At 55.6% G+C, this 26,850-nt stretch carries 27 protein-coding genes and 1 riboswitch; of the genes, 19 read left to right on the top strand and 8 right to left on the bottom strand.

The genetic code is table 11. The annotated features are described in order from the left end of the window. The first annotated feature begins 2 nt into the window (after positions 1-2). The 3 genes from bioF to bioD all read left to right on the top strand — a co-directional run bounded on the left by bioF (position 3) and on the right by bioD (position 2,769). On the top strand, positions 3-1,154 hold the full coding sequence (gene bioF, locus ACT3RT_RS08215; protein WP_496202801.1) for an 8-amino-7-oxononanoate synthase: 1,152 nt from the start codon (positions 3-5) through the stop codon (positions 1,152-1,154). Beyond that, complete coding sequence (gene bioC / locus ACT3RT_RS08210; RefSeq protein ID WP_485902843.1) at positions 1,138-1,929, top strand: malonyl-ACP O-methyltransferase BioC; 792 nt, start codon at positions 1,138-1,140, stop codon at positions 1,927-1,929. Before bioF ends, bioC begins: the two co-directional genes overlap by 17 nt. A 159-nt stretch (positions 1,930-2,088) precedes the next feature. Next, complete coding sequence (gene bioD, locus ACT3RT_RS08205) at positions 2,089-2,769, top strand: dethiobiotin synthase (RefSeq protein WP_485902841.1); 681 nt, start codon at positions 2,089-2,091, stop codon at positions 2,767-2,769. On the opposite strand, the gene ACT3RT_RS08200 is transcribed toward bioD, so the two are convergent. Next, positions 2,759-3,469, bottom strand: a complete 711-nt coding sequence (locus tag ACT3RT_RS08200) for an ABC transporter ATP-binding protein (protein ID WP_485902839.1) — start codon at positions 3,467-3,469, stop codon at positions 2,759-2,761. The two genes, bioD and ACT3RT_RS08200, sit on opposite strands and share 11 nt — an antisense overlap. A 1,149-nt stretch (positions 3,470-4,618) precedes the next feature. Here ACT3RT_RS08200 and uvrB point away from each other — a divergent pair. Continuing rightward, positions 4,619-6,625 (top strand): excinuclease ABC subunit UvrB, encoded by a 2,007-nt coding sequence (gene uvrB / locus ACT3RT_RS08195; protein ID WP_396130259.1) that lies wholly within the window; start codon positions 4,619-4,621, stop codon positions 6,623-6,625. 83 nt (positions 6,626-6,708) lie between these two features. Then, on the top strand, positions 6,709-7,086 hold the full coding sequence (locus ACT3RT_RS08190; RefSeq protein ID WP_353501405.1) for a VF530 family protein: 378 nt from the start codon (positions 6,709-6,711) through the stop codon (positions 7,084-7,086). On the opposite strand, the gene yvcK is transcribed toward ACT3RT_RS08190, so the two are convergent. Continuing rightward, complete coding sequence (gene yvcK, locus ACT3RT_RS08185; RefSeq protein ID WP_353501406.1) at positions 7,083-7,991, bottom strand: uridine diphosphate-N-acetylglucosamine-binding protein YvcK; 909 nt, start codon at positions 7,989-7,991, stop codon at positions 7,083-7,085. The two genes, ACT3RT_RS08190 and yvcK, sit on opposite strands and share 4 nt — an antisense overlap. A gap of 302 nt (positions 7,992-8,293) precedes the next feature. Continuing rightward, a riboswitch (molybdenum cofactor riboswitch) is annotated at positions 8,294-8,463 on the top strand. On the opposite strand from yvcK, the gene moaA reads away from it, so the two are divergent. The 6 genes from moaA (at position 8,453) to ACT3RT_RS08155 (ending at position 11,986) form a co-directional block, all read left to right on the top strand. Further along, a complete protein-coding gene (gene moaA, locus ACT3RT_RS08180) occupies positions 8,453-9,439 on the top strand; it encodes a GTP 3',8-cyclase MoaA (protein WP_496202800.1) in 987 nt (328 codons plus the stop codon). Its footprint overlaps the riboswitch before it by 11 nt. Before the next feature lie 21 nt (positions 9,440-9,460). Continuing rightward, the gene (gene moaB, locus ACT3RT_RS08175) at positions 9,461-9,973 is read left to right on the top strand and encodes a molybdenum cofactor biosynthesis protein B (protein ID WP_396130261.1); all 513 of its coding nucleotides are present in this window, start codon (positions 9,461-9,463) and stop codon (positions 9,971-9,973) included. Between the two features lie 7 nt (positions 9,974-9,980). Further along, a complete protein-coding gene (gene moaC / locus ACT3RT_RS08170) occupies positions 9,981-10,460 on the top strand; it encodes a cyclic pyranopterin monophosphate synthase MoaC (protein WP_353501409.1) in 480 nt (159 codons plus the stop codon). Continuing rightward, the gene (gene moaD / locus ACT3RT_RS08165; protein WP_353501410.1) at positions 10,457-10,702 is read left to right on the top strand and encodes a molybdopterin synthase sulfur carrier subunit; all 246 of its coding nucleotides are present in this window, start codon (positions 10,457-10,459) and stop codon (positions 10,700-10,702) included. Before moaC ends, moaD begins: the two co-directional genes overlap by 4 nt. Position 10,703: 1 nt before the next feature. Next, a complete protein-coding gene (gene moaE / locus ACT3RT_RS08160) occupies positions 10,704-11,156 on the top strand; it encodes a molybdopterin synthase catalytic subunit MoaE (RefSeq protein WP_353501411.1) in 453 nt (150 codons plus the stop codon). Between the two features lie 119 nt (positions 11,157-11,275). Further along, complete coding sequence (locus ACT3RT_RS08155; RefSeq protein ID WP_353501412.1) at positions 11,276-11,986, top strand: Bax inhibitor-1/YccA family protein; 711 nt, start codon at positions 11,276-11,278, stop codon at positions 11,984-11,986. Between the two features lie 85 nt (positions 11,987-12,071). On the opposite strand, the gene ACT3RT_RS08150 is transcribed toward ACT3RT_RS08155, so the two are convergent. Next, positions 12,072-13,274 carry a multidrug efflux MFS transporter gene (locus tag ACT3RT_RS08150; RefSeq protein ID WP_396130264.1) on the bottom strand — a complete coding sequence of 401 codons (1,203 nt, stop codon included), beginning with the start codon at positions 13,272-13,274 and terminating at the stop codon, positions 12,072-12,074. A gap of 393 nt (positions 13,275-13,667) precedes the next feature. Here ACT3RT_RS08150 and rhlE point away from each other — a divergent pair, with 393 nt between their 5' ends. Further along, complete coding sequence (rhlE, locus tag ACT3RT_RS08145) at positions 13,668-15,098, top strand: ATP-dependent RNA helicase RhlE (protein ID WP_353501414.1); 1,431 nt, start codon at positions 13,668-13,670, stop codon at positions 15,096-15,098. A 70-nt stretch (positions 15,099-15,168) separates the two neighbouring features. On the opposite strand, the gene ACT3RT_RS08140 is transcribed toward rhlE, so the two are convergent. Further along, on the bottom strand, positions 15,169-15,819 hold the full coding sequence (locus tag ACT3RT_RS08140; RefSeq protein ID WP_353501415.1) for a helix-turn-helix transcriptional regulator: 651 nt from the start codon (positions 15,817-15,819) through the stop codon (positions 15,169-15,171). 107 nt (positions 15,820-15,926) lie between these two features. Here ACT3RT_RS08140 and ACT3RT_RS08135 point away from each other — a divergent pair, with 107 nt between their 5' ends. The 4 genes from ACT3RT_RS08135 to pbpG all read left to right on the top strand — a co-directional run bounded on the left by ACT3RT_RS08135 (position 15,927) and on the right by pbpG (position 20,046). Then, entirely contained in the window at positions 15,927-17,357 is a 1,431-nt protein-coding gene (locus ACT3RT_RS08135; protein ID WP_496202799.1) for an MFS transporter, read from the top strand. A gap of 64 nt (positions 17,358-17,421) precedes the next feature. Further along, the gene (dusC, locus tag ACT3RT_RS08130) at positions 17,422-18,351 is read left to right on the top strand and encodes a tRNA dihydrouridine(16) synthase DusC (protein ID WP_034788633.1); all 930 of its coding nucleotides are present in this window, start codon (positions 17,422-17,424) and stop codon (positions 18,349-18,351) included. Positions 18,352-18,411: 60 nt separating this feature from the next. Then, positions 18,412-18,837 (top strand): VOC family protein, encoded by a 426-nt coding sequence (locus tag ACT3RT_RS08125; protein WP_496202798.1) that lies wholly within the window; start codon positions 18,412-18,414, stop codon positions 18,835-18,837. 267 nt (positions 18,838-19,104) lie between these two features. After that, positions 19,105-20,046 (top strand): D-alanyl-D-alanine endopeptidase, encoded by a 942-nt coding sequence (gene pbpG, locus ACT3RT_RS08120; protein WP_485902825.1) that lies wholly within the window; start codon positions 19,105-19,107, stop codon positions 20,044-20,046. A 91-nt stretch (positions 20,047-20,137) separates the two neighbouring features. Here pbpG and ACT3RT_RS08115 read toward each other — a convergent pair whose 3' ends face one another. The 3 genes from ACT3RT_RS08115 to ACT3RT_RS08105 form a co-directional block, all read right to left on the bottom strand. Then, positions 20,138-20,221 (bottom strand): small membrane protein YohP, encoded by an 84-nt coding sequence (locus ACT3RT_RS08115; protein ID WP_019105993.1) that lies wholly within the window; start codon positions 20,219-20,221, stop codon positions 20,138-20,140. A gap of 76 nt (positions 20,222-20,297) precedes the next feature. Continuing rightward, entirely contained in the window at positions 20,298-20,960 is a 663-nt protein-coding gene (locus ACT3RT_RS08110) for an aspartate/glutamate racemase family protein (RefSeq protein WP_485902823.1), read from the bottom strand. Positions 20,961-21,031: 71 nt separating this feature from the next. Further along, positions 21,032-22,072 carry an aldo/keto reductase gene (locus ACT3RT_RS08105; RefSeq protein WP_496202797.1) on the bottom strand — a complete coding sequence of 347 codons (1,041 nt, stop codon included), beginning with the start codon at positions 22,070-22,072 and terminating at the stop codon, positions 21,032-21,034. Positions 22,073-22,359: 287 nt separating this feature from the next. Between ACT3RT_RS08105 and ACT3RT_RS08100 the strand changes: the two genes are divergently transcribed. Beyond that, complete coding sequence (locus tag ACT3RT_RS08100) at positions 22,360-22,950, top strand: Yip1 family protein (protein ID WP_485902821.1); 591 nt, start codon at positions 22,360-22,362, stop codon at positions 22,948-22,950. Positions 22,951-23,020: 70 nt separating this feature from the next. Here the strand turns inward: ACT3RT_RS08100 and dld are convergent, their stop codons facing one another. Continuing rightward, positions 23,021-24,724 carry a D-lactate dehydrogenase gene (dld, locus tag ACT3RT_RS08095; protein ID WP_496202796.1) on the bottom strand — a complete coding sequence of 568 codons (1,704 nt, stop codon included), beginning with the start codon at positions 24,722-24,724 and terminating at the stop codon, positions 23,021-23,023. A 185-nt stretch (positions 24,725-24,909) separates the two neighbouring features. Here dld and phnC point away from each other — a divergent pair, with 185 nt between their 5' ends. Then, a complete protein-coding gene (gene phnC / locus ACT3RT_RS08090) occupies positions 24,910-25,743 on the top strand; it encodes a phosphonate ABC transporter ATP-binding protein (protein ID WP_034788717.1) in 834 nt (277 codons plus the stop codon). Positions 25,744-25,833: 90 nt separating this feature from the next. After that, a complete protein-coding gene (phnD, locus tag ACT3RT_RS08085; RefSeq protein WP_496202795.1) occupies positions 25,834-26,766 on the top strand; it encodes a phosphonate ABC transporter substrate-binding protein in 933 nt (310 codons plus the stop codon). The last annotated feature ends 84 nt before the right edge of the window (positions 26,767-26,850 follow it).

The following is a 26,850-nucleotide window of genomic DNA, read 5'->3' as shown; positions in this document are numbered from 1 at the left end:
CCATGAGCTGGGAAAGCCGAATTCAGGACGCCCTTCAGGCACGGCGCGAGGCGGCGGCGTTTCGCGTGCGCCTGCCGAACGCCGGAGGCAGCGCCCGCTGGCTGATACAGGGCGAGCGCCGCTGGCTGAATTTCTCCGGCAATGACTATCTTGGGCTGAGCCAGCACGAGGAGATTGTGGCCGCTTGGCGGCAGGGCGCGTCGCGGTTTGGCGTCGGCAGCGGCGGCTCGGGGCATGTTACGGGCTATAGCGATGTCCACGCCGAGTTCGAGCAGCATCTGGCGCGGTGGCAGGGCTACCCGCGCGCGCTGCTGTTTATCTCCGGTTTTGCGGCCAATCAGGCGATTTTGGCCGCGCTGCTGCAAAAAGACGACCGCGCGCTGGCAGACAAGCTGAGCCACGCGTCGCTGCTTGAGGCGGCGACTCAGTCTCCGGCCCAGTTGCGACGCTTCGCTCATAATCAGCCGGACTCTCTGCAACGCCTGCTGCAATCCTCATGCGACGGCGAAACTCTGGTGGTGACTGAAGGGGTGTTCAGTATGGATGGCGATGCCGCGCCTCTGGCTGAGATCCACCAACAGGCTCGCGATAACCACGCGTGGCTGCTGGTGGACGATGCCCACGGCGTCGGGGTGATTGGCGAGCAGGGGCGGGGCAGTTGCTGGCTGCAAGGGGTTCGCCCCGAGCTGTTGGTGGTCACTTTCGGTAAGGCGTTTGGCTGTAGCGGTGCTGCCGTGCTGTGCGACGACGACACGGCGGACTACCTGTTGCAGTTCGCCCGTCATCTGATTTATAGCACCGCCATGCCCGCCGCGCAGGTCTGCGCCCTTCAGGCCAGCCTGCGCTGTATTCAGCAAGGCGATGCGCTGCGTGATAAACTGGCGGCCAATATTGCCCGTTTTCGCGCTGGCGCGGCAGATTTGCCTTATCGGCTTACCTCCTCCGCGACCGCCATTCAGCCGCTGATTGTCGGTGAAAACCAGCCGACGCTCGACTTAGCTCAGCGTCTGCGCGAGCGCGGCCTGTGGGTGAGCGCCATTCGCCCGCCGACCGTACCGCCGGGCAGCGCAAGACTGCGCATTACCCTCACGGCTGCTCATCAGCCGGAAGATATCGATTTTTTGCTGGAGTCCCTTCATGGGTGCAGTCACTGAATTAGTGAACAAACAAGCCGTAGCCGACGCCTTTAGCCGCGCTGCCGGTCATTACGAAAACGCCGCACAGTTACAGCGTGACGTGGGCGAACACCTGCTCAGCATGGTGGCAGAGCAGCATCAAAGCGCCGGTAACCGCGTACTCGACGCGGGCTGCGGCACCGGCTATTTCAGCCGCCGCTGGCGCGATATGGGCAAACAGGTGACGGCGCTGGATTTGTCGCAAGGCATGCTGGACGTGGCCAGCGCGCTGAATTCCGCCGAAAGCTATATTCCCGGCGACATTGAACGCCTGCCGCTGGCGGATCAGTCAGTGGACATCTGCTACAGCAATCTGGCGGTGCAGTGGTGCAACGCGCTGCCGCGCGCGCTGGAAGAGATGCACCGCGTGACGCGCATTGGCGGGCTGGTGGTGTTTTCCACGCTGGCCGAAGGCTCGCTCGGCGAGCTGGCTGCGGCATGGATGAAGGTCGACGGGCGTCGCCACGTCAATCAGTTCCTCACCCCGGACAAAATCGCCGAAGCCTGCGCGCCTTATCGCCACGACGTGCAGTTCAGCCAGCAAAGCCTACTGTTTCCCGATGTCATGAGCCTGATGCGTTCACTGAAAGGCATCGGCGCGACCCACATCAAAAACGGTCGCCTTGGCGGTCTGGGCGGGCGCGAACGCCTCGCCAAGCTGGAAAAGCACTACGCCCGTCAAGACGGCATGCTGCCGCTGACCTATAAGTTGGTGTATGGAGTGCTTCAGGTCGAAGAATTAATCCCACGCTAAAATCCGTCGTCCTTGACGCTGTCTCTGCGTTGGCTGCGCGTGCTCACCCGAATCACTGACCTATGTCAGCTCATCGGGCTGAACCCGCTTGCCGCCTTGATACAGCGCCAATGACTTTGGATTTCGATTTTGTTCGAGAAAGACATTGGCTATCTAAAAATGAAAAAAACATTCTTCATTACCGGCACGGACACTGAAGTCGGTAAAACCGTGGCGACCACGGCTTTTTTGCAAGCTGCGGCGCAGGCTGGGTTTTCTACGGCGGGCTATAAACCGGTGGCGTCAGGCAGTGAAATGACCGCCGAGGGCGCGCGAAATAGCGACGCGCTGGCCTTGCAGGCCAATAGCTCGGTGGTACTGAGTTATGACGAAGTGAACCCGTGCACCTTCCTTGAGCCGACTTCGCCACACATCGTCAGCCAACTGGAACAGCGACCTATCGCGCTGGAAACTCTGTCGGCGGGGTTACGCCATCTACAGCCGAAAGCTGACTGGACGGTGGTTGAAGGGGCGGGGGGCTGGTTTACGCCGCTCAGCGAGCAGCACACCTTTGCCGACTGGGTGGTGCGCGAACAGCTGCCGGTGGTTCTGGTGGTGGGAATGCGTCTGGGCTGCATCAACCATGCGCTGCTCACCGCGCAGGCGGTGGCGCAAAGCGGCCAAAAATTGGTGGGGTGGATTGCCAATGACGTACAGGAAACGGGGAAGCATCATCAGGCCTATCTTGCCACGCTCGCGCGTATGCTGCCTGCGCCCATGCTGGGCGAGATCCCGTTCCTGAATAACACCAGCGACGCCAATTTGGGGCAGTATCTCGACCTTTCGCCTCTCACACGCTGAGATAGTCTTTCACTAAATCGTCGTTAAGCTGGGCCAGCGTGCCCTGTGCCACGTTGCGGCCGCTATCGAGCAGGCAGAAGCGGTCCGCCACGCTGCGAATAAAGGGTAGGCGGTGACCGACCAGCAGCAGCGTCAGGCCTAAATCGCGGTTGAGGCGGTGAATGATATTGCTCATGTTGGCCGCCATCGCCGGGCTGGTGTGCTCGGTTGGCTCATCAAGGATCAATAACTCCGGCTCCAGCACCAGCGCGCGGCTGATCGCCAGCTGCTGCTGCTCGCTTTCATCCAGCTCTCCGGCCTTGTGTGACCCCATCTCCTTCAATGCAGGGAAAAGTTCGTAGACCTGCTCGGGGATGCGGCGATTCTTGTTGCGCCCGGCCATCATGGCAATTTGCAGGTTTTCATCCACACTCATTTGCGAAAAAATCTGCCGACCTTCAGGCACATAGCCAATGCCGACCATTGCGCGGCCCTCGACGGGCAAATCCAGCAGATTCTGTGGCTCAGCATTCGCCGACTGCCAGGAGATGCTGCCGCTCTTCACCGGCAGGTGTCCCATGATGCAGTTAATCAGCGTGGTTTTGCCGACGCCGTTGCGGCCAATCAGGAAAGTGCACTGGCCGCGATACAGCTCCAGATTGATATCCCACAGAATATGCTTCTGGCCGTAATACTGATTTACCGACTTTATACTCAACATCAGACCTCCCTAAACTCCTGCCGCTGGCTGGCCTCATGGCTTTAGCTTGGCGGAGTCACTGTTTAACTGACCGTCACTGTCATATTTCTGACATTTATGTTTCGCAATTTCCGTAATTTCACAGAATTTTATGCGGCAGGTTAGCAAGTTTGCTAACAGCATCAATTGGCAATAAATAGCCTTTAGCCAGTGATAAAAGGCTGAAACGGCGGTTTCTTACGGCTTAAGCTAGCGAGAGCGACCCAAAAATAGCGTTTTTGTAAAAGCTGCGTTTTTAGGGCGATGCGCTGTAAACGACCGATATGAATAATATTGCAACTCTTGGGCCAAGTTTGGCGGGGTAACTCCTAAAGAGGTTGTAACCAGACTGTTAATGGTTTGAAAGAGTGCCAAAGAGGAAAAATCATTAAATTGGGCAATAAGTGTGACGGGGAAGTGGCGAAATAGTGCACTTTACCAGTGCTGAACAGAGAGTTTGTGGTGCAATACTGATGTGTGGATAAGACAAATCCGACTGCCGATATACAAATTTTTTCATTTTGCAATATCTATGGCACAGCATATCTAGGCAAAATCGGCATATATAAAGAAGTAAAAAAGGCAAAAAATAACTAAAAACCTTAGCCCGAAACCCATCGGGGGTGAAACTGCCTTTTTTGACAGGTCGCGCTGCGTGGGGCGTGCTGTGAGTTATCCACCATTCCTGTGGATAACCATGTGCATGAGAGTAAGAAAAGTTGCTACAAGCGAGTCTGGACGCGGCCTGCGCTCGGTTTGTCGTTAATCCCACCTTTTTAATCATAATGATATTTTTCAATGAATTATGATAAATCAAGCGTTGTCAAATTGTGATCTGGCGTTTGTGTCAATTTTCGTCAGTCTGTGGTCAAAAAGTTAATTCGTAAAAATAATTGGGGATAAATGTTCTCTCATGGGGAAAAGTGGGTTAATGGAATAACCTAAAAAAGTGCAGCTTTCTTCGCATCTTAGAAACCACGCTATGGCCTGCGAACAAATCAACAGCACATCGCCATTGGAAGCTGGTTTTATATCCAGTACTATATAGCTGGCAAAATTCATGGAGTCTTCCATACTGAGTCTCCGCAGCCCGTGTTATGCGATTCTTCTCTTCTGTCAGGTAGCCCGTTCATGAGCAAAGTATTCAAACTGCATTCCGACTTTAAACCGTCAGGCGATCAGCCTGAGGCCATACGCGCTTTGGAAGAAGGGCTGGAGAATGGTCTGGCGCACCAAACGCTGCTGGGGGTGACCGGCTCGGGGAAAACCTTTACCGTCGCCAACGTGATTGCCGACCTGAATCGCCCAACCATGGTGCTGGCGCCCAACAAGACGCTGGCTGCCCAGTTGTATGGCGAGATGAAAGAGTTTTTCCCGGAAAACGCCGTCGAATATTTTGTCTCTTACTACGACTACTATCAGCCTGAAGCCTATGTGCCTAGCTCTGATACCTTTATCGAAAAAGACGCCTCGGTGAATGAACACATCGAGCAGATGCGTCTTTCCGCCACCAAAGCCCTGCTTGAACGCCGCGACGTGGTGGTGGTGGCTTCGGTTTCGGCAATCTATGGTCTGGGTGACCCAGATCTCTATCTGAAGATGATGCTGCACCTGACCAAAGGGATGATCATCGACCAGCGCGCTATCCTGCGCCGACTGGCCGAACTGCAATATGCCCGCAACGATCAGGCCTTCCAGCGCAGTACCTTCCGCGTGCGCGGCGAGGTGATCGACGTGTTCCCCGCAGAGTCCGACGACATGGCGCTGCGCATCGAACTGTTTGACCAAGAAGTGGAGCGCCTGTCGCTGTTTGACCCGCTGACCGGGCAGATTCAGCAAGAGGTTCCTCGCTTCACCATCTACCCGAAAACCCACTACGTGACGCCACGCGAGCGAATCGTGCAGGCGATGGAAGAGATCAAAGTCGAGCTGGCGGATCGTCGCAAAAATCTGCTCGACAACAACAAACTGCTGGAAGAGCAGCGCATTAGCCAGCGCACCCAGTTTGATCTGGAGATGATGAATGAGCTGGGCTACTGCTCGGGGATCGAAAACTACTCGCGCTACCTGTCAGGGCGCGGGCCGGGCGAGCCGCCACCGACGCTGTTCGACTATTTACCCGCCGATGGCCTGCTGATTGTCGACGAATCCCACGTCACCATCCCGCAAATCGGCGGCATGTACAAAGGCGACCGTTCGCGCAAAGAGACGCTGGTGGAGTATGGTTTCCGCCTGCCTTCCGCGCTGGATAACCGACCAATGCGTTTCGAAGAGTTTGAAGCCGCCGCGCCGCAAAGTATCTATGTGTCCGCCACGCCGGGCACCTATGAAATGGAAAAATCTGGCGGCGACGTAGTGGAGCAAGTAGTGCGCCCAACGGGCCTGCTTGATCCATTGATTGAAGTGCGCCCGGTGGCGACCCAGGTCGATGACCTGCTGTCGGAAATCCGCAAACGCGTGGAGATTAACGAGCGCGTGCTGGTGACCACGCTGACCAAGCGCATGGCCGAGGACTTGACCGAGTATCTGGAAGAGCACGGCGAGCGCGTGCGTTATCTCCACTCTGACATCGACACCGTCGAGCGCGTCGAAATCATTCGTGATTTGCGCTTAGGCGAGTTTGACGTGCTGGTGGGCATCAACTTACTGCGAGAAGGTTTGGACATGCCTGAAGTGTCGCTGGTGGCGATTCTGGACGCCGACAAAGAGGGCTTCCTGCGCTCCGAGCGTTCACTGATCCAGACCATCGGCCGCGCGGCCCGTAACCTCAACGGCAAAGCCATTCTTTACGGCGACAAAATCACTAACTCGATGCGTAGGGCTATCGACGAAACCGAGCGCCGTCGCGCCAAGCAAGAGGCTTACAACACTGAGCACGGCATTACGCCGATGGGCCTGAATAAGAAAATCTCTGACATTCTTCAACTGGGCCAGCCTAAGACCAAGAAGAACAAAGACAAGCGCGATGCCGAAGCCTTCGAAACCGCCAAGCTGCTTACGCCAAAAGCGCTGGAGCAGCGTATTCGCGAGTTGGAAAGCAAAATGTACTCCCACGCGCAGAATCTGGAGTTTGAAGACGCGGCGAGAACCCGTGATGAGTTGCAGTCTCTGCGAGATCAATTTATCGCCTTGTCCTAATCCTTCCCGCCCATCCAACATGGTCGCGCGCAGTGAAAAGATGCTAGACTGCGCGCCCTGTAAAATCGACTTGCGAGCGAACCATGACTGACACACCTTCACCGAAACCCGCTGCGGCGAAAGACCCTCTGCACGGCGTGACGCTGGAAGCACTGCTGACTAAGCTGGTGGACAGTTTTGGCTGGCCGGCGCTGGCGGCGCAGGTGAACATTAACTGCTTCAAAAGTGACCCGAGCATCAAGTCCAGTTTGAAGTTTTTGCGTCGGACGCCGTGGGCGAGAAAGGAAGTGGAAACGCTGTATTTGGATTTCGTGGAAGGGCATTTGCGTCCTGACATGACGCGCAGCAAACGCCGCACGCCACTGTCTGCCGAGAAGCCGCAAAAGCCGAAAGTCAGCACCGCCAAACCGGCAGCGGACAGCCCGTGGAACAACCATCCGCTGGTGAACAAAAAACCTTAAATCATTTTTTGCAGGGCTTCTTCCAGCGCTTTGCGCAGTAATTCGCGGTCGTGGCGATAAGGAATGTCGCTGGCTTCGAGCTGAGTTTGAATGATCAACCGCTCGCTGGCATCGTCGATATTCACCTTCGGCCCGACAATCGCCGCATCCACCGCGCGGCGGCCAATCTGGTTTTCAATTAGCGAAAGCTTGTCATGCAGGGTCAGCGATGCCGCCGCCACGCTAAGCTCTTTGCCCAAATTACCAATGTAGACGATGTGCGCGCGGCTGCGGCGCAGCGCCTGAGTTAAGTCTTTCATCAACAGGAGAGGCATCAGGCTGGTGTAAAAGCTGCCCGGGCCAATCAGCACTAAATCCGCTTCTTTAATCGCCAGAATGGCTTCGCGCGTGGCACTCACCTCGGGTTGCAGCATCAGCTCGCGAGGGATTTGCGTCAACTTGTCGACATTCACTTCGCCATGAACCCACTCGCCATTGGCATCCAGCGCCGCCAAATCCACAGGATGCTCTGACATCGGGATCAGCTCGGCGTCTACTTTCAGCAGGCTGCGCACCAAGTTGATTGCCTCGAGAGGGCGCACGCTCAGGTGATCCAGCGCGCGCAGCATCAAGTTGCCGAGGTTATGCCCGGCCAGCTCGCCTTGCCCACCAAAGCGGAATTCGAACATGGCGGACGCCACGCTTGGCTCAGTGATCAGCTGATTGAGACAGTTACGCATATCGCCCCAGGCAATACCGCCCTCGGCGCTGCGAATGCGCCCGGTGGAGCCGCCGTTGTCGGTGGTGGTGACAATGCCGGTCAAACGCGATCCAAGGGAGGAGAGGGATGACATAACGCGGCCCAGGCCGTGTCCGCCCCCCAGTGCTACTACGCGGTCGAGATCGGCTAACGTGCGATTGCGCATAAAGATCCTTGAAGCTGTCCAGAGAAAATTAAACCTGCCACTCGCGCGGCAGCAAATTAGGGTTTTGATGTCATTTCTTCGGTTGATTTTACCCAATTTTGCAACAAGGTGTTATTCAACTTATGTCTGAAATGCGAGGTAAACCCGCAGCATTGATGAGGTTTCTTGTCGTTATCGTGCTGAGAATTGCCTTTAAAATCCGCTATATATATAAATACATAGCGAAAACCGCCTTGGAGTTCCTTCCCGCGCGGCGTTACAATAGCCCTCGTAACCACGTTTTTTCCCCTGCGCTTGCAGCTGAAAAAATCAAACTCCTAGCCTTGCCGCCTAAGTTATCTGCCCGAATTGGTGAACTTTCTCACTGATTTTGCACAATAATACGGCGTCCTGGCCGTGGCTCAGCCACCAGGGTGCAAGGTAGAAATGCCTGCATCTCCCGTATTTGGAAAGGTGTTAAGGTGCTTCAACTTACCGATGCTTTTGCTCGCAAGTTTTATTACTTGCGGCTATCAATTACTGACGTGTGCAATTTCCGTTGCACCTATTGCCTGCCCGACGGCTATAAGCCGCAGGGACACAGCAATAAAAGTTTTCTGTCGTTGGACGAAATCCGTCGTGTCAGCCGCGCTTTTGCCCATCTAGGGACTGAAAAAGTGCGCCTGACCGGGGGCGAGCCGTCCCTGCGCCGCGACTTCTGCGACATCATTGCCGCCGTGCGCGAAAACCCCACCATCAAAACGCTGGCTGTCACCACCAATGGCTATCGCATGGCGCGTGACGCTAAACACTGGCGCGACGCGGGCCTGACCGCGATCAACGTCAGCGTCGACAGCCTCGATGCTCGCCAATTCCACGCCATTACCGGGCAGGACAAATTCAACGACGTGATGCGCGGCATCGACGCCGCGTTTGAGGCCGGTTTCAGCAAGGTGAAAGTCAACGCCGTGCTGATGCGCGACGTCAACCACGCCAGCCTGAATACTTTCCTCAACTGGATCAAACATCGCCCAATCCAACTACGCTTTATTGAGCTGATGGAGACCGGCGACGGCAGCGAGCTATTCCGCAAACACCACGTCTCAGGCGAAATCCTGCGCGAACAGCTGGTGCAACAGGGCTGGCAGCTACAAATCCGTGCGCGCAGCGACGGCCCGGCCCAGGTGTTCAGCCATCCAGATTATGTCGGCGAAATCGGCCTGATCATGCCTTATGAGAAAGACTTCTGCGCCAGCTGCAACCGCCTGCGGGTATCTGCCATCGGCAACCTGCACCTGTGCCTGTTCGGCGAGCAGGGCATTCCGCTGCGTGATTTGCTGGCGGACGATATGCAGCAAGATGACTTAATGGATAGAATTCAAGGCGGCCTGCGGCAGAAAAAACAGACCCATTTCTTGCATCAGGGCAACACGGGTATTACCCAGAACCTGTCGTTTATTGGTGGTTGAAGTCATTCAAGGAGCAACAAGATGAGCAAGGCCAGCAAAGATTTCCTTCCCCTTTCTTTGGCAATTCTGACCGTTTCTGACCATCGTACCGAGGCAGAAAACACCTCCGGGCACTATCTGAAAGAGGTGGCCGAAGAGGCAGGGCACCGCGTTGCGGCGCAAACCATCGTCAAAGATAACCTGTATAAAATTCGCGCGGTGGTCTCGCAATGGATTGCCGATGAGCAGATCCAGGCCATTTTGATCAACGGCGGCACGGGCTTCACGCAGGGCGACAATACGCCGGAAGCACTCAAACCGCTGTTTGACCGCGAAATCGAAGGCTTCGGCGAGCTGTTCCGCATGGTGTCTTTTGAAGAGATTGGCACTTCGACCATTCAGTCCCGCGCCTTAGCCGGCATGGCGAATCAGACCGTAATTTTTGCCGTGCCTGGCTCGACCAGCGCCTGCCGCACCGCGTGGGAACACGTTATCGAGGCCCAGCTAGACGCGCGCAACGGCCCGTGTAACTTCACGCCTCACGTCAAGAAATAAGCCCATTATGACCACTTTTACTCACATTAACGCCTCCGGCGACGCCCATATGGTGGATGTCTCCGCCAAAGCCGAAACCGTGCGCGAAGCCCGCGCCGAATCCTTTGTCACCATGGCCGCCGAGACGCTGGCGATGATTGTTAACGGCAATCACCACAAGGGCGACGTGTTCGCCACGGCGCGTATCGCGGGGATTCAGGCGGCGAAAAAAACCTGGGATTTGATCCCCCTTTGCCATCCGCTGCTGCTCACCAAGGTTGAAGTCAATCTGGAAGCCCAGCCGGAGCACAATCGCGTGCGCATTGAGTCGCGCTGTCGCCTGAGCGGCAAAACCGGCGTTGAAATGGAAGCCCTGACGGCGGCGTCCGTCGCTGCTTTGACCATTTACGACATGTGTAAAGCCGTGCAGAAAGATATGGTGATCGGCCCGATTCGCCTGCTGGAGAAAACCGGCGGCAAGTCCGGTGATTTCAAGGTGGCGCCATGATCGACATTCTGTTCTTCGCGCAGGTGCGTGAAATCATCGGCGTCGGTTCGCTGCAACTGCCTGCCGAATTCATCAATGTTGAAGCGCTGCGCCAGTCATTGTGCCAGCGCGGCGATCGCTGGGCGCTGGCGTTAGAGTCCGGCAAGCTGTTGGTGGCGGTGAATCAAACTCTGGTCGACATCGACCATCCGGTGAAGGCCGGGGACGAAGTGGCCTTCTTCCCACCGGTGACAGGAGGCTGATATGGAAAACACGCGGATCGTGGTCGACAGCGCGGCGTTTAGCGTTGGCGACGAATACCAGTGGCTGGCCCAGTCAGACGCCGACGGCGCGGTGGTGACTTTCACTGGCAAGGTGCGCAATCACAATTTGGGCGACAACGTCAGTGCGTTGACCCTCGAACACTATCCGGGCATGACCGAAAAAGCCTTGGCGGAAATTGTCGCCGATGCCCGCCAGCGCTGGCCGCTGCAACGGGTGTCGGTGTATCACCGCGTCGGGGCGATGTATCCTGGCGATGAAATTGTGTTCGTTGGCGTGACCAGCGCCCATCGCGGCATGGCCTTTGAAGCCACCGAATTTATTATGGATTATCTCAAAACCCGCGCCCCGTTTTGGAAGCGTGAAGCCACCGAGCAGGGCGACCGCTGGGTAGATGCCCGCGACAGCGACAAAGAAGCCGCCATGCGCTGGTAAACTGCAACTAAACCTTACGCTTAGCAACCGCGCAAAGCCGTGGTTTTGTGATACTGTTATCCCACAGGCGGGCTGTGTTTACGGCCTAAATTTTGTCCTCCATGCAAGAGGTAATCATCATGGATCGATATCCACGCAGTAACGGCTCGATTGTTGAACGCGCTAACTCCGGCATTCAAGCCTACATGGCGCAGGTCTATGGTTGGATGACCTGTGGTCTGCTATTAACCGCATTTGTCGCCTGGTACGCATCTCGCTCACCAGCCATTCTCGGTTTTATTTTCTCCAGCCAAATAACCTTCTTTGGTCTGATCATCGCCCAGCTGGCGCTGGTCTTCGTAATTTCCGGCATGGTGAATCGTCTGAGCGGCACCGTCGCTACCGGCTTGTTCATGCTGTATTCGGCCCTAACCGGGCTGACGCTCTCCAGTATTTTCATCGTCTACACCGGCTCTTCTATTGCCAGCACCTTCGTGGTTGCCGGGGGGATGTTCGGGGCGATGAGCGTATTTGGTTACACCACCAAGCGCGACCTAAGCCGTATGGGCAGCCTGCTGTTCATGGGGTTGATTGGTATCGTGCTGGCGTCGCTGGTCAATATCTGGCTGAAAAGCCCGGCATTGATGTGGGCGGTGACCTACATCGGCGTGGTTATCTTCGTTGGCCTGACAGCTTATGACACCCAGAAGTTGAAAAACATGGGTGAGCAGCTGGACGTTAACGATAAAGACAGCTTCCGCAAGTACTCTATCGTGGGCGCGCTGACGCTGTATTTGGATTTCATCAACCTGTTCTTGATGCTGTTACGCATTTTTGGCAACCGCCGGTAGGGTTTTTGATTTCAAATTGAGGGGGCCGAAAGGCCCCTTTTTTGTTTTTGGGCGGCAGCGCACGACCTTGACCTTGAATTTGAATTTAAAATCTCGTCTGGCGTGTCGGAACACGCCTAAAACTCCACGCTACCTGTATTAAGTTGAACAACACCAAAATCGCCGTCACGAGGAACACCCACCGGAAGCCCATTAACGCCGAGACGCTGGAGCCGAGCAGGGGGCCGATGACGTTGCCGAGATACATAAACGATTGGTTGTAGCCGAAGATGCGGCCGGTGGTTTGGTCGCTGCTGTATTTCACTAACAATGCCTGAATCGCCGGCATCAGCGCGCCGTCGCAGAAGCCAAGCATAAAGCGCAGGATGCCGAGCTGGGTGGGTGAGCTGATGGTCGACATCAGACAGAACAGCACGAAGCACAGCACCAGCGCGGCGATAAGGATACGGTGCGCGCCGATTCGGTCGCCCAGCTTGCCCAACTTAGGCGCGGACATTAGCGCGGAAACCCCCGGCACGGCGGCAATCACCCCGCTGATAAAGGCGATATTGCTGGTGTCGGAAGAGAGATCGCGGATGAACAGCGTCAAGATGGGGCTGATCGAACCGTTGGCCAATTGCACCATTAGGGTGGTGACGAACAGGCTGACAATCAGCCACGGGTAGGGCAGCGCGGTGAAAACGGCTTTGCCGCTGAGACGGTCGGCCTTGGCGACCGGCACCACGCGCTCTTTGATTAAGAATAGAGTGATGAGGAAACTGGTAAACAACATGCCGCCGGTGACGAAGAACACCGTGCGCAGGCCGAGGTGGTCGGCCATAAAACCGCCGAGCAGCGGGCCGATGATCACGCCAGCCACTTGCCCGGTAGACAGCGTGCCGAGCGCCCAGCCGCTTTTATCGCGCGGAACCTGTGACGCCACTAAAGCCATGGCATTAGGGATATAGCCTGAGGTTAAACCCATCAGCGTGCGCAGGATAAACAGCTGCCAGACGTTAGTGGCGAAACCCTGTAACACCATCACAATCGCCATACCCAGCGCGGCGCGCAGCAGCATCAACTTACGGCCTTTGCGGTCGGCGAGACTCCCCCATAGTGGAGCCACAATGGCAGAAACCAAAAAGGTGCCGCTGAAGACTAAACCAGACCATAAACTCAGAGATGCGTGGGACGTGACGCCAAGCTGTTCAATATAAAGTGGCAGGAAAGGCAGGATTTGGCTCATCGCCATTCCGGTGAAAAAACACCCAAGCCAGACGGAGATTAAATTGAGTTTCCAAGTTTCCATTATGCTGCGGGTTTACCTTAACCATGAGTGTGTTGACTGCATAAAGCATAGCAACTCAGGGCGTTAAGGTGACGGCAAAAAGTGGGAAGGTATTCATCAAATCAATAATTGATGCTCTGTATTAGCCTTTTTACCTAAGTCCACACAATCTGTCGTCAGCATTGAAAACTCGACAGTTAATGTGCTTTTCATGCTCTTATTACACCTGCTTACACCGATGGATGGCAGATAATTTAACGCCTTGACGCGTCTTGTGTTAAAATCTCGCTAACTGGCGCACTGCAGTTTGTGCCGAATCCTCGTGGTAATGCCTCATTTGCCTCGTCTGATCATCCACTCTTGAAACTGCACCGAACCCCGTTCGGGTTAGAGTGGACTGGAGCTTTTCCCTATATGTCATTTGATACTCTCGGCTTAAGTGCCGAAATTTTGCGTGCTGTTGAAGAACAGGGCTATCGTGAACCTACGCCTATTCAGCGTCAGGCTATTCCTGTTGTGATGCAAGGCCGTGACTTAATGGCAAGTGCGCAGACTGGTACCGGTAAAACCGCTGGTTTTACTCTGCCGCTGCTGAACATGCTGAGCCACTCCAACCCGCAATTCAAAGGACGTCGCCCGGTCCGCGCGCTGATCCTGACTCCGACCCGTGAGCTGGCAGCACAGATCGGTGAGAACGTGCAGTCTTACAGCAAATATTTGACCCTGCGCTCGCTGGTGGTTTTCGGCGGCGTGAGCATTAACCCGCAGATGATGAAACTGCGCGCCGGTGTTGACGTGCTGGTTGCGACCCCAGGCCGCCTGCTGGACTTAGAACATCAGAACGCGGTGGATTTATCCAAAGTAGAAATTCTGGTGCTGGACGAAGCTGACCGCATGCTGGACATGGGCTTCATCCACGACATCCGTCGCGTACTGGCCAAGCTGCCCGCTAAACGCCAGAACCTGCTGTTCTCCGCGACCTTCTCTGACGAAATCAAAGCGCTGGCTAGCAAATTGCTGACCAACCCTGCGTCGGTTGAAGTGGCGCGTCGTAACACGGCGTCCGAGCAAATCGAACAGAGCGTTCATTTCGTTGATAAGAAACGTAAAAGAGAACTGCTATCACAGATGATCGGCGAAGGCGACTGGAAACAGGTGCTGGTGTTTACCCGTACTAAACACGGCGCGAACCATTTGGCCGAGCAGCTGAATAAAGACGGCATCACCGCCGCCGCTATTCACGGTAACAAGAGTCAGGGCGCCCGTACTCGCGCACTGGCGGATTTCAAAGACGGCGGCATTCGCGTGCTGGTGGCAACTGATATCGCGGCGCGCGGTCTGGACATCGACCAGCTGCCTCACGTCGTTAACTACGAGCTGCCAAACGTGCCGGAAGACTATGTTCACCGTATTGGCCGTACAGGCCGTGCGGAATCCACCGGCGAAGCGATTTCTCTGGTGTGCGTGGATGAACACAAGCTGTTGCGTGACATCGAGCGCCTGCTCAAGCGTGAAATCCCACGCTTCGCGCTGGAAGGCTATGAGCCAGACCCAAGCATTAAAGCTGAGCCGATCATCAATGGTCGTCAGGGCAGCGGCGGTCGCGGTGCTCCACGTCAGGGCGGTCAGCGTTCTGGTTCAGGCGCACCTCGCTCAAGCGCTCCGCGTTCTGGCGCAGCACCGCGCACCGGCGGCAATGGTCAACGTAGCGGCAACGGCGGCGGCGAAAGCCGTGGCGCAGGCGCGGGTGAAGGGCGTCCAGCACGTCCGGCGCGCGCAGCCAATGCGGGCCAACGTCGTTCAAACCCGGCTAACGCAGGACGTCGTAAACCGTCAGGCGAATAATCGCTCCGGTTGAATAAACAAAAACCGCCTCCTCGCAGGCGGTTTTTTTATGTCTATTATTCAGGAAATTCTACAGCCAGATGCGATAGGCGCAGCGCCGCGCGCCTTGCAAAATGTGCTCGGTACGTTCAACATTCGCCTCCAGCGTGGCGCTAAACACTTCCCGTTCGGCGCGACAGAAGCCCTGACAGGCGGTGGCGGCGGCGCAGATAGGGCAGTGGTTCTCAATCAGTAGATAACTGCCATCTTCTTCCTGCTGCCAGTCCGCCATATAGCCTTCGCGGGTGCGAATGGCGGTGAGCCTTTGCAGGCGCTCTTCCAGCGTTTCTGCCCCTTCCATTGCCAGATGATAGGCATTACGAGTGAGTTCTTCACGGCTGGTGATCAGCTGTTCCAGCGCATTTTCACCCAGCGAGCTGCGGATAAGTGTCAGCAGTTGTACGGTGAGATCGGCGTGGGCGTCGGGGAAACGGGCATGGCCCTGTGCCGTCAATTGCCAGAACTGCGACGGGCGGCCTACGCCCTGCGAAACGGATTTCGGCTCCACCAGACCTTCTTTCGCCAGCTTCACAAACTGCTGGCGCGCGGCTTCCCCCGTGGTGCCCAAAATATGGCCCGCGTCGCTGGCCTGCAATTCTCCACGAGTTTTAAGCAGCATGAGCAGGCGTTCGGCGACGCTTTGCTTAACCTCAGACGTATTTTCCAAGTGTTTGCTTGACATATTGCCTCGTCAGATCTTAGATTACGGAACCGTTAAGTATTCCAAGTTAATTCTTGTTTAATCTTATCACAACCTCGATAGACTTTAAAAACAAAAGGGATATACCGATGTCGGACAATGAAACGGGCTGGGGCGGCTTATTTAGTACGGAAAATCGGGGCAGCGCCATTGCCCTCAGCGCGGGTGTGGCGCTGTACGCGACCAACAGCTATATCGTCATCACCATTCTGCCTTCCGTGGTACAGGATATCGGCGGGCTGGCGTGGTATGCGTGGAACATGACGCTGTTCGTGGTCTTCTCGATTCTCGGCTCGGCGCTGTCTGCCCGGCTGATGCGCAAAGCGGGCCCACGCGGCAGCTACCTCACCGCGACTGGCATCTTTATGGCCGGTGCGGCTATCTGTGCCTTGGCGCCAAGCATGCCGGTTCTGCTGCTGGGCCGTGCCATTCAGGGGCTGGGCGGTGGCTTCCTGTTCGCGCTCTCCTACGCCATGATCAATCTGGTATTCAAAGAATCTCTCTGGCCGCGCGCTATGGCGCTGATCTCCGCTATGTGGGGGATCGCCACGCTGATTGGCCCGGCGGTGGGCGGCATCTTTGCTGAACTGCACGCTTGGCGCTGGGCCTTCGGCCTGCTGGTGCCGGTGACCTTGCTGTTTGGCCTGTTGATTTGGCGAACGCTGCCCGCCCAGCAAAAGGAAAAACGCGCCGACGAACCTCTGCCTCTCTATCAACTTCTGCTGCTGACCGGCTCCGTGCTGGTGGTATCGGCGGGCAGCTTGTCCTCCCACGGCTGGGTTAACTTCGCCGGGATTGTGCTGGCGGTGCTGATGGTGATTGCTCTGCGCCAGCGCGAGTTCAGCTCTAACGTTCGCCTGTTGCCGCGCAACTCGCTGTCGCTCTCTTCGCCAATTTGCTGGCTGTACATGACCATGGCGACACTGATGATTGCGATGGGCTGCGAAATCTATGTGCCTTATATGCTGCAACACCTGCACGGCCAGACGCCTTTGGCCGCGGGGTATATCACGGCGGCCGCTGCGGCGGGCTGGACCCTGAGCGAAATGGTCAGCGCCAGTTGGACCGGGCGTCTTGCCAACCGGGCGATTATCTCTGGCCCGCTGGTGTTAGGCGTGGGCTTGCTGCTGTTGCTGGCTTCGGTGCCGGTGGTCTTCGGCCTACACGCGCTCAATATTTCCGGCGTGGTGCTTGGGCTGACGCTGGCGGGCTTTGGTATCGGGCTGGGCTGGCCGCACATTTTGACCCGCGTTCTACAGCAGGCGGATGAAGCGGAGAAAGAGACCGCCGGGGCTTCGATTACCGTGGTGCAATCCTTCTCGGCGGCGCTGGGCGCGGCGCTATCGGGGACCATCGCCAATCTGGCCGGGATGAACACCGGGCCGGAAAATGCCAGCAACGTGGCTTTCTGGCTGTTCGTATTCTTCTTAATTCCCGTCGGTCTGGCCGTGTTAACCGCCATCCGTTCGGTACGAAAACGGCGACTGTCGCACCCAGAAACCTTGGTCTGTAAGGGATAACGGCATTGCCTTGACGCATCGTTCAACCTTATCATTGCCCGTCATTTTTTAAGGGTTGAACCACATGCGTGTATTACTGGCTCCGATGGAAGGCGTACTGGACCCTTTGGTCAGAGAACTGCTGACTGAAGTGAACGATTACGACTTATGCATCACCGAGTTTTTGCGCGTGGTAGATCAACTGCTTCCCGCCAAATCCTTCTATCGACTCTGCCCTGAATTACTCAATCAAAGCCGCACGCCGTCGGGCACGCGGGTGCGCGTCCAGCTGCTGGGGCAGTATCCGCAGTGGCTGGCCGAAAACGCCGCGCTGGCGGTGCAACTTGGCTCTTACGGGGTGGATCTCAACTGCGGCTGTCCGTCGAAAACGGTCAACGGCAGCGGCGGCGGGGCGACGCTGCTCAAAGACCCTGAGCTGATTTATCAGGGAGCCAAGGCGATGCGCGAAGCCGTGCCCGCCGAGCTGCCGGTGACGGTGAAAGTGCGGCTGGGCTGGGATTCGCTGGCGCAAAGTTTTGAAATTGCCGACGCGGTTCAGCAGGCCGGAGCCACCGAACTGACGGTGCACGGGCGCACCAAGGAAGACGGGTATAAGGCCGAGCGCATTAACTGGCAGGCGATTGGCGAGATCCGCCAGCGGCTGACCATTCCGGTGATCGCCAATGGCGAAATCTGGGACTACGCCAGTGCCCAAGCCTGTATGCAGACCACCGGCTGCGACGCGGTAATGATTGGGCGCGGCGCGCTCAACGTGCCAAACCTCAGTCGGGTGGTGAAGTACAACGAGCCGCGCATGCCGTGGTCTGGCGTGATGACGCTGTTGCAGAAATACACTCATCTGGAGAAGCAGGGCGACACCGGGCTGTATCACGTCGCGCGCATCAAACAGTGGCTGGGGTATTTACGCAAAGAGTACGACGAAGCGACCGAGTTATTTAGTGAAGTGCGCGTGTTGCAAACATCGAAAGAGATCGCCGAACGCATTAACCGCTGATCGTTTTCCCTGATTTCTCCACGCGCTGCTTCAAGCACAAAAGCAAAATGGAGAAATATCATGGATAACAAAGATAAAGGTCTGACCCACATCGCTTTTTCCGTCAAAGATCTTGATGCCAGCATCGCCTTTTATGAAAAATTTGCGGATATGCAGGTGATCCACCAGCGCGGAGAGCGCGGGACAGACGCCCGACCCGTGGCCTGGATGAGTGATATGACGCGGCCTTTTGCTATCGTGCTGGCGGAAGATCCTGACTCTACCGACACCAAGCTTGGCCCTTTCGGCCACCTCGGCGTGGCCTGTCAAAGTAAAGAGGAGATGGACGCCAAGCTGGCTCTGGCTCGCGCCGACGGCGTGTTGCGCACCGAGCCAAAAGAGAGTGGGGCGCCGGTCGGCTACTGGGCATTTCTCGATGACCCAGACGGCAACACCTTTGAGCTATCTTACGGCCAAGAAATCCGTTACCTGATTGAAAATACCTAACGTTCGCCTGTCTTTCTGAGACAAGTTTACTCAGCCACGGCATACTCCGTGGCTGATGTTGGTCACTCCCATCTCGCAGCACCCCTCTCTTTCTCAGCCTTTCGCGCAAGTGTTCACTTACTCGTCAGCCCCTGTCATCAAAGGCGTTGTGACAGACTTTGTGACAAATAGGGAGGAAAAATCCGAGTGCCAAGCCCATCAGCCTAACTTATAATTCGCCGGCAGTTTTGATGCTCCATTGATGACAACCTTCTTAAATACAGAGCAATGCATGTGAAAATTCGTCTTTTGGTTGTGAGCCTGTTGGCTCTTAATGCAGGCATGATGTCTGCCACTTCCGCCGTAGCTGGCGAAAAACATGCGCCGGTTGTCGCGCCTATCGTGCAAATTGCCTCCGGCAGCGCGATGGTGGTTGATCTTAAATCTCATGAAGTGATTTATTCCCGAAATCCAGACCAAGTGCGGCCCATTGCCTCACTGACCAAATTAATGACAGCGATGGTGACGCTCGATGCGAAGCAGCCGCTGGACGAAGTGATTTCGGTTGATATTCATAACACTAAAGAGATGCGCGGCGTGTTTTCCCGCGTGAAGGTGAACAGTGAAATTAATCGCCGCCAGATGATCCAACTGGCGCTGATGTCTTCCGAAAACCGCGCCGCCGCTAGCCTGGCCGCGCACTATCCGGGCGGCTATGAAGCCTTTATCCGCGCGATGAATGCTAAAGCTAGGCAGTTGGGAATGACCCACACCCGCTACGTCGAGCCAACCGGCCTGTCGCCGCAAAACGTCTCTACGGCGCGCGATTTAACCCGCCTGCTGCTGGCTTCGCAGAAATATCCGCTGATTGGCGAGCTGAGTACCACGCAGGAGAAAACCGCGGTGTTCAGCAGCCCGGCCTACGCCTTGCCGTTCCGCAACACCAATCATCTGGTCATGAACCCGAGCTGGAGCATTCAGCTAACCAAAACCGGCTATACCGATTTGGCGGGCCACTGTCTGGCGATGCGCACCACCATCAATGGTAAGCCTGTGACGCTGGTGGTGATGGACGCGTTCGGCAAATACACTGCCTTTGCGGATGCCAACCGCCTGCGCACATGGATGGAAACCGGCAAGAGCGTGCCGGTGCCGCAGATCGCCAAAACTTACCGTAAAGCCAAGGACCAGCAGCGCACCCAGCCGAGCGTTGAAGAGGCCGACGACTAAGGTTGCCGAAGCCCGATTAGCCATAAAAAAAAGCGGCGTTGCCATCCAGCAACGCCGCTTTTTTGTTATCAATGTCTAGCAGAACTGACGATCAGAAAATCAGTTTAAATACGCCAGTTAGGGTCAATAAGCCGACGATAAAGATAATGGCGATGATCCACAGAATAATTTTCATGCGCAGTCCCTCAAAAAAATAATGAATGTAAAGAAATCTCTAAACCGCTGATATCTTTCATTCAGTATAGACAGGATTATGAATTTTGCTCTGTTTGCGCGGTGCGTAAAAACTGAATTGCGTCACGCAGCGCGCAAATTGGGCTGGAAAGCGGCGCGCCGAGTTGAGTCAGATTCCCCGCGCCAGCCATGGAAGCCTGCGCCAACGCCACGCGCTCCACGCCCTGTTGAAAGGCCAGATCGGCCTGTGCCGCAATGCGTTGCAAATACCCGGCAATATTTCCCGCTAAAAAGATTTCCCACGCACCTTTCACCTGTTGGAATTCCACTTCGGCCTGCGGATGACGCTCCACCTGTTCGAACAGGCGCTGGGTTGGCTCGAGGGTAGTTGGCGCGGCATAAAGCACCCGGGTTTTGCCCGGTGCAGCCATGGATTGCTCTGCCAAGGCGCGATCAACGCGCCAGACGGGAATCTCGAGCAACGTATTGGCCTCGGTGGCGGCTGGCCCCAGCGTCGAGCAGGTGAGCAGGATCAGGTCGGCGCCCTCCGCCAAACTCAGCAGCATCTCGCGGGTTTGCTGCTGAATCTCTGGCGTCAGCCCACCGGCTTGTCCGGCGGCGGCCAGCAGGTCAGGGCGCGCGTGGTGTGAGAGTTGGTCGGGTGAGATCCCCAGCGCGTCGGCGGCGGCATCAAAAATAGCGATATTACTTTCGGCAGTGTGTAAGCAGGCGATGCGCAATAGAGGCTCCGGGGTAGGCAATAAAAGGGAAAACCCCACCCGCGGCAAACCACGTAGCGGGGCAGTGGGGCTTATTTATCGGACGAGGCTTGCCACAGATTCAGCTCGCCGTCGGCCACGTGCTTATCAATGGCCGCCAACTCTTCGGCGGTGAAGTTCAGGTTGCCGAGCGCGGCGACGTTCTCTTCCAACTGCTCTGATCGGCTGGCACCAATCAGCACCGAAGTTACGCGGTCATCTTTCAGCAGCCAGCTCAGGGCCATCTGCGCCATGCTTTGGCCGCGTTTTTGCGCCATGTCGTTGAGCAGGCGCAGGCTGTTGAGGTTCTCCTCGGTCAGCATTTTTTCTGACAGGCCGCGCGCCTTTTTGCCTTCGGTCTGCATCCGCGAACCGTCAGGAATACCGTTGAGATATTTGCCGGTCAGCAGCCCCTGCGCCAGCGGGGTGAAGGCGATGCAGCCAGTACCGTTCTCTTCCAGCACGTCGAGCAGCCCGCTTTTATCTACCCAGCGGTTGAGCAGATTGTAAGAAGGCTGATGGATGAGCAGCGGGATTTTCCACTCGCGCAGTAGTTCGGTCATTTTCTGCGTGCGTTCCGGCGAGTAAGAGGAGATGCCGACATACAGCGCCTTGCCGCTCTGCACAGCGTGGGCCAGGGCCGACGCCGTCTCTTCCATCGGGGTTTTTTCATCAACGCGGTGGGAGTAGAAGATGTCGACATACTCCAGCCCCATGCGTTGCAGGCTTTGGTCGAGGCTGGACAACAGATATTTACGCGAGCCGCCGGAGCCGTACGGGCCAGGCCACATGTCATAACCGGCCTTGGTGGAGATGATCAATTCGTCGCGATAGGGGGCGAAATCCTCACGCAGCAGACGGCCAAAGTTCTCTTCGGCAGACCCCGGAGGCGGGCCGTAGTTGTTGGCTAAGTCGAAGTGGGTGATACCTAAATCAAAGGCTTTGCGCAGCAGGTTGCGTTGGGATTCCAGCGCGCTGATATGCCCGAAGTTGTGCCACAGGCCGAGTGACAGCGCGGGCAGTTGCAGCCCGCTGCGGCCGCAGAAGCGATATTGCATGTTCTCGTAACGGGAAGGGCTTGCCTGATACGGCATGATGTCTCCTTATCCTGATAGGTTTTTTGTAGGGTAGATTTGAAACATTGTTCCTATCTTAACGCTCATCAAGACAACGGCAACCTGAGGACGTGATATTTCTGCCTTATCTTGTTACGGATTTGTAAAAGGATTTGTTTAACCAGCAGGCAGAAAAAACAGGGCGAACTATAATTAACTCAGGCCGCCACCTTCTTAATGCGTGTGACACGCCCTGTGACGCTGCATCCCGGAAGGTCATTATCACCCGCGCCGTTGGCGGTTTCCGGCGTTTATGGGGGTGTACCATGGTCAATCATGTCTGGGGACTGATGTCCCGTCCCGGTCCAGAATTGCAACAAATCCAGCGCGAGCGGGAAACCGTCTCACACGTCTATTTTCATCACGTATTGCTTATGGCGCTGATCCCGGTGGTGTGCTCCTTTATCGGGACCACCCAGTTGGGATGGAACTTTGGCGACGGTCAGCGACTGATTGTTTCCCTGTTCACCGCCTCTTATATTGCCGTGATTTTCTATGTATTGATGCTTGGCGCGGTGGCGCTGATGGGGCGGATCATCTACTGGATGGCTCGTCGCTATGACAGTCGACCCACGCTGAATAGCTGTATTGTTTTCGCCGGTTATGTGGCGACGCCAATGTTCCTCAGCGGCGTGGTGGCGCTCTATCCGATGGTGTGGCTGTGCCTGTTCGTCGGGCTGATTGGCCTGTGCTACAGCGGCTATCTGCTGTATCTCGGCATCCCTAACTTCCTCAATATTGACCACCGCGAAGGCTTCCTGTTCTCCAGCTCGACGCTGGCGATGGGCGTGCTGGTGCTAGAGCTGCTGCTGGCCCTGACCGTATTGATGTGGGGTTATGGCGCGAAACTGTTCTGACCTGAGTTAACGCGTTGAGGCAGGGAGAGGCGATGGCTCATCCCTGCCTTTTTTTATGGCTGCGAAATGACTACTCCCGCCAGCCTTTCAGCTTGCTGGTTTTGCCAATGCCGGGGTTGAAGCTATTGGTCGGGTCAGCTTGCTGATAGAAGGCTTTCAGATGCGGCTTGGCGATATAGAGATGCCCGACGTTGTGCTCGGCGGGGTACTCAGCACCTTTCGCGTCGAGGATTTCCAGCATCTGGTGCTTGAGCTTCTTGCTGTCCGCCCCTTTCTTGACGATGTAATCCTGATGAAAAACGTGACACATAAAGTGGCCGTAGTAGAGCTTGGCGACTAACTGATTGTCGATTTCAGCAGGCAGCGTTTCGAACCAGTCGCGGTCGTTGCGGCGCAGGGCGATGTCCAGTGCCAAAATGTCTTCCACTTCTTTTTCGTGCACCGCGTGATAGCGCACGGCGGCCCCGGCGGCAGCAAAGCGATGCAGAAAGGCCTTCTTGCCCTCTTCGTCAGTACAGACAAAGAAGTCGCCTTCGTGCTGTTTAAAGAATTCGGTGAGGAAGCTTTGCGCCTCGGCGATGCCGTCGCCGGACATTTTTAACAGCAGGTGATGCTCGTAGCGGTCGCGGAATTTTTTCATGCGCGGCGGCAGATGGTTCGGCAGCGCTTTGCTGATGCACTGCATCACGCGGTCGCTAAAGTTCTTCGGCAGGAAAGGCACTTTGCTGGCGTGGGCGTCAAACTTGCCCTTGACGCTGAACATGTCCGGCATTTTGTCGGTGCCGAGCTTGTCGATCATCATGAAGGTATCTTTGCCGTAGACTTCGGTGATATCAAAAATGTCGCGGTGCATATATTCACCGGCCACCGGCAGGTTTTTGAAATCACCCAGGATCTGGCGGCGCAGCTCAGTCAACACCGCGGTGCTGTTGGTGCCGATATAGAAAACTTGCTGCTGGCTTTCCGCCGGGAAGGTGTCCAGACGCACGGCAAAGACTGCCAGCTTGCCCGCGCAGCCGGAGGCTTCAAACAGGCGGCGCTGGTCGGCGTTGAAGCGAGAAGGGGTGTCGGCATCCACGTCACGCACGCGCTCGGCGTAGTCATGATCCGACGCCAAGCGCTGGTCGTGATGCACTTCGCTGGCGGTGAAATTGCCTTTCTCCAGCCGTGTGAGGATCTGCTCTGGCGTGTCGCCCAGCTCAATCCCCAAGTGGTTAATCAGCTGCAACTGACCTTGTTCATCAATCTGCGCGTAGAGAGCCATTTCAGTATAGGCCGGGCCGCGTTTGACCAGCGATCCGCCGGAGTTATTACAGATACCGCCGACCACCGACGCGCCAATACAGGAGGAGCCAATCACCGAATGCGGCTCGCGGCCGTAAGGTTTGAGGATTTTTTCCAGCTTATATAAGGTGCTGCCGGGGAAGCCAATCACCTGATTGCCGCCGTCGAGCAGTTCAATATGGTCGAGCTTGAGGGTGCTGAAGATGACGATATCGCGGTCATAATCATCGCCGCTCGGCGTCGAGCCTTCGGTCAGTCCGGTGTTGGCCGCCTGCATAATGACAATCTTGTCAGCCTCGACGCAGGCCTTGAGCAGTTGCCACTGCTGGAGCAGGGTCTGCGGAAACACTACCGCTAAGGCTTTACCACCGCCGGAGCGAAAACCCTTGCGGTAGCGCTCGGTGTTGCTGTCGCCGGTGAGTACATGGCGGTAGCCGACGATCTCTTTCAGACGTGTGATCAGCGTCTGATTATCCTGATGAATGCTCATGTCCTATTCCTCACTTATTACCCAGAGGGCCAAAATCGCTGCCCTGAATAATCATAGGCTTAAATGATATTAAAGGAAGGGTTCATATTTGAGCGTCATGGGATGGTTATTAAAGCATCATCAATGTGTCACAAAAGTCCCGCTTAATGATTGCCAGAATCTGTAGGCAACCGAGAGAACGCACCATGGCGCAAGCTCAACTTAAGCTGGCACAGGCCGAATATCCACAGGCCCGCACGCTGCAACAGAACAAAGTTTTAGACGTTAAAGGATTGGTGAAATCCTACAAATCAGGACAGCGCGTTCTGAATGACATCAATTTTGATCTGCACGCCGGTGAGTTCGTGGCGGTGATTGGTCGCTCTGGGGCGGGTAAATCAACCTTACTGCACGTGCTGAACGGCACCATCCCTCTGTCTGACGGTAGCGTTGTCTGCCATTACGAAAATGGCGAACAGCAGCAGTTAGCAGGTTTGACTGGCAAGGCGCTGCGCCGCTGGCGTTCAGGCTGTGGCATGATTTTTCAGGATTTCTGTCTGGTACCTCGTCTAGACGTCTTGACCAACGTACTCTTGGGCCGCCTCAGCCAGACTTCTACTTTCAAATCTTTCTTTAACCAATTCGACGACGAAGACCGCGCCCGCGCTATCTCCTTGCTGGAGTGGTTGCATATGTTGCCGCACGCCTTGCAGCGCGCGGAGAACCTCTCTGGTGGACAGATGCAGCGCGTTGCTATCTGTCGCGCATTAATGCAAAACCCCAAAATTCTGCTGGCCGATGAGCCGGTGGCCTCGCTGGACCCAAAAAACACGCTGCGCATTATGAACGCGTTGAAAAAGGTCAGCGAAGAGAATATCGCCGTGATGGTCAACCTGCACTCGGTTGAGCTGGTAAAAGACTTCTGCACCCGCGTGATTGGTATTGCCAAAGGGCAGATTATTTTCGACGGGCATCCTGATGATTTAAATGATTCGATTCTTCATCAACTTTATGGTGAAGACGGCGAATCATCTCATTGATCTAATTTATTCGTCACAATAAGTAGTTTGTAATATTCATTGTTTTTATTTATTTCAACTTTCTCTCCATCTACACAAGGTCATTATTACATGAAGAAGTTATTACGTCTGGCGGTATTGGTGGCAGGTACTTTTACCGCAATGCACAGCATGGCAGCAGATGCGCCAAAAGAATTAAATCTGGGTATTCTGGGTGGTCAGAATGCCACTCAACAGATTGGCGATAATCAGTGTGTGAAAGATTTCTTTGATAAAGAATTAAATGTAGATACTAAACTGCGTAACTCTTCTGACTATTCAGGGGTTATTCAGGGCTTATTAGGCGGGAAAGTTGACATGGTATTAAGCATGTCACCTTCATCTTACGCTTCGGTGTATATTAATAACCCGAAAGCCGTCGATTTGGTAGGTATTACTATTGATGACACCGACAAATCTCGCGGTTACCACTCTATCGTGGTGGTAAAAGCCGACAGCCCGTACAAGAAGCTGTCTGACCTGAAAGGCACGGCATTTGGTTTCGCTGACCCAGATTCCACCTCGGGTTACCTGATCCCTAACCAAGCCTTCAAGAAAGAGTTTGGCGGCAACACGGATAACAAATACAACAACTTCTTCTCTAGCGTCACCTTCTCCGGCGGCCACGAGCAGGACATTCTGGGCGTGCTGAACGGCCAATTCGCTGGCGCAGTAACCTGGGCTTCGATGATTGGCGACCGCGAAACAGGCTACACCTCTGGCGCGTTCAGCCGTATGATCCGTATGGATCACCCGGACCTGATGAAGAAAATCCGTATTATTTGGGAATCTCCATTAATTCCAAACGGCCCAATCTTAGTGCGTAGCGACCTGCCAGCTGATTTCAAAGCGAAACTGGTTGCCGCTATTAAGAAATTGGACACCAGCGACCACGCCTGCTTCGTTAAAGCGGTTGGCGGCACCCTGCATATTGGTGAAACGTCACTGGCCGAATATCAACAGATAATTGACATGAAGCGTGAACTGACTAAAGGTTCTCGCTAACAGGCTATTTTACTTGCCACTTTGAATGCGGGCAGTGCTCGGATTCCTCACGTACTTTACGTACGCTGCGGATCCTGCGCGCTG

This window comes from Ewingella sp. AOP9-I1-14, assembly GCF_052375995.1.
Classification (GTDB): Bacteria; Pseudomonadota; Gammaproteobacteria; order Enterobacterales; family Enterobacteriaceae; genus Ewingella; species Ewingella allii.
Note: the sequence above shows the minus strand (reverse complement) of the source record. Positions and strands in the feature narration are given on the sequence as shown.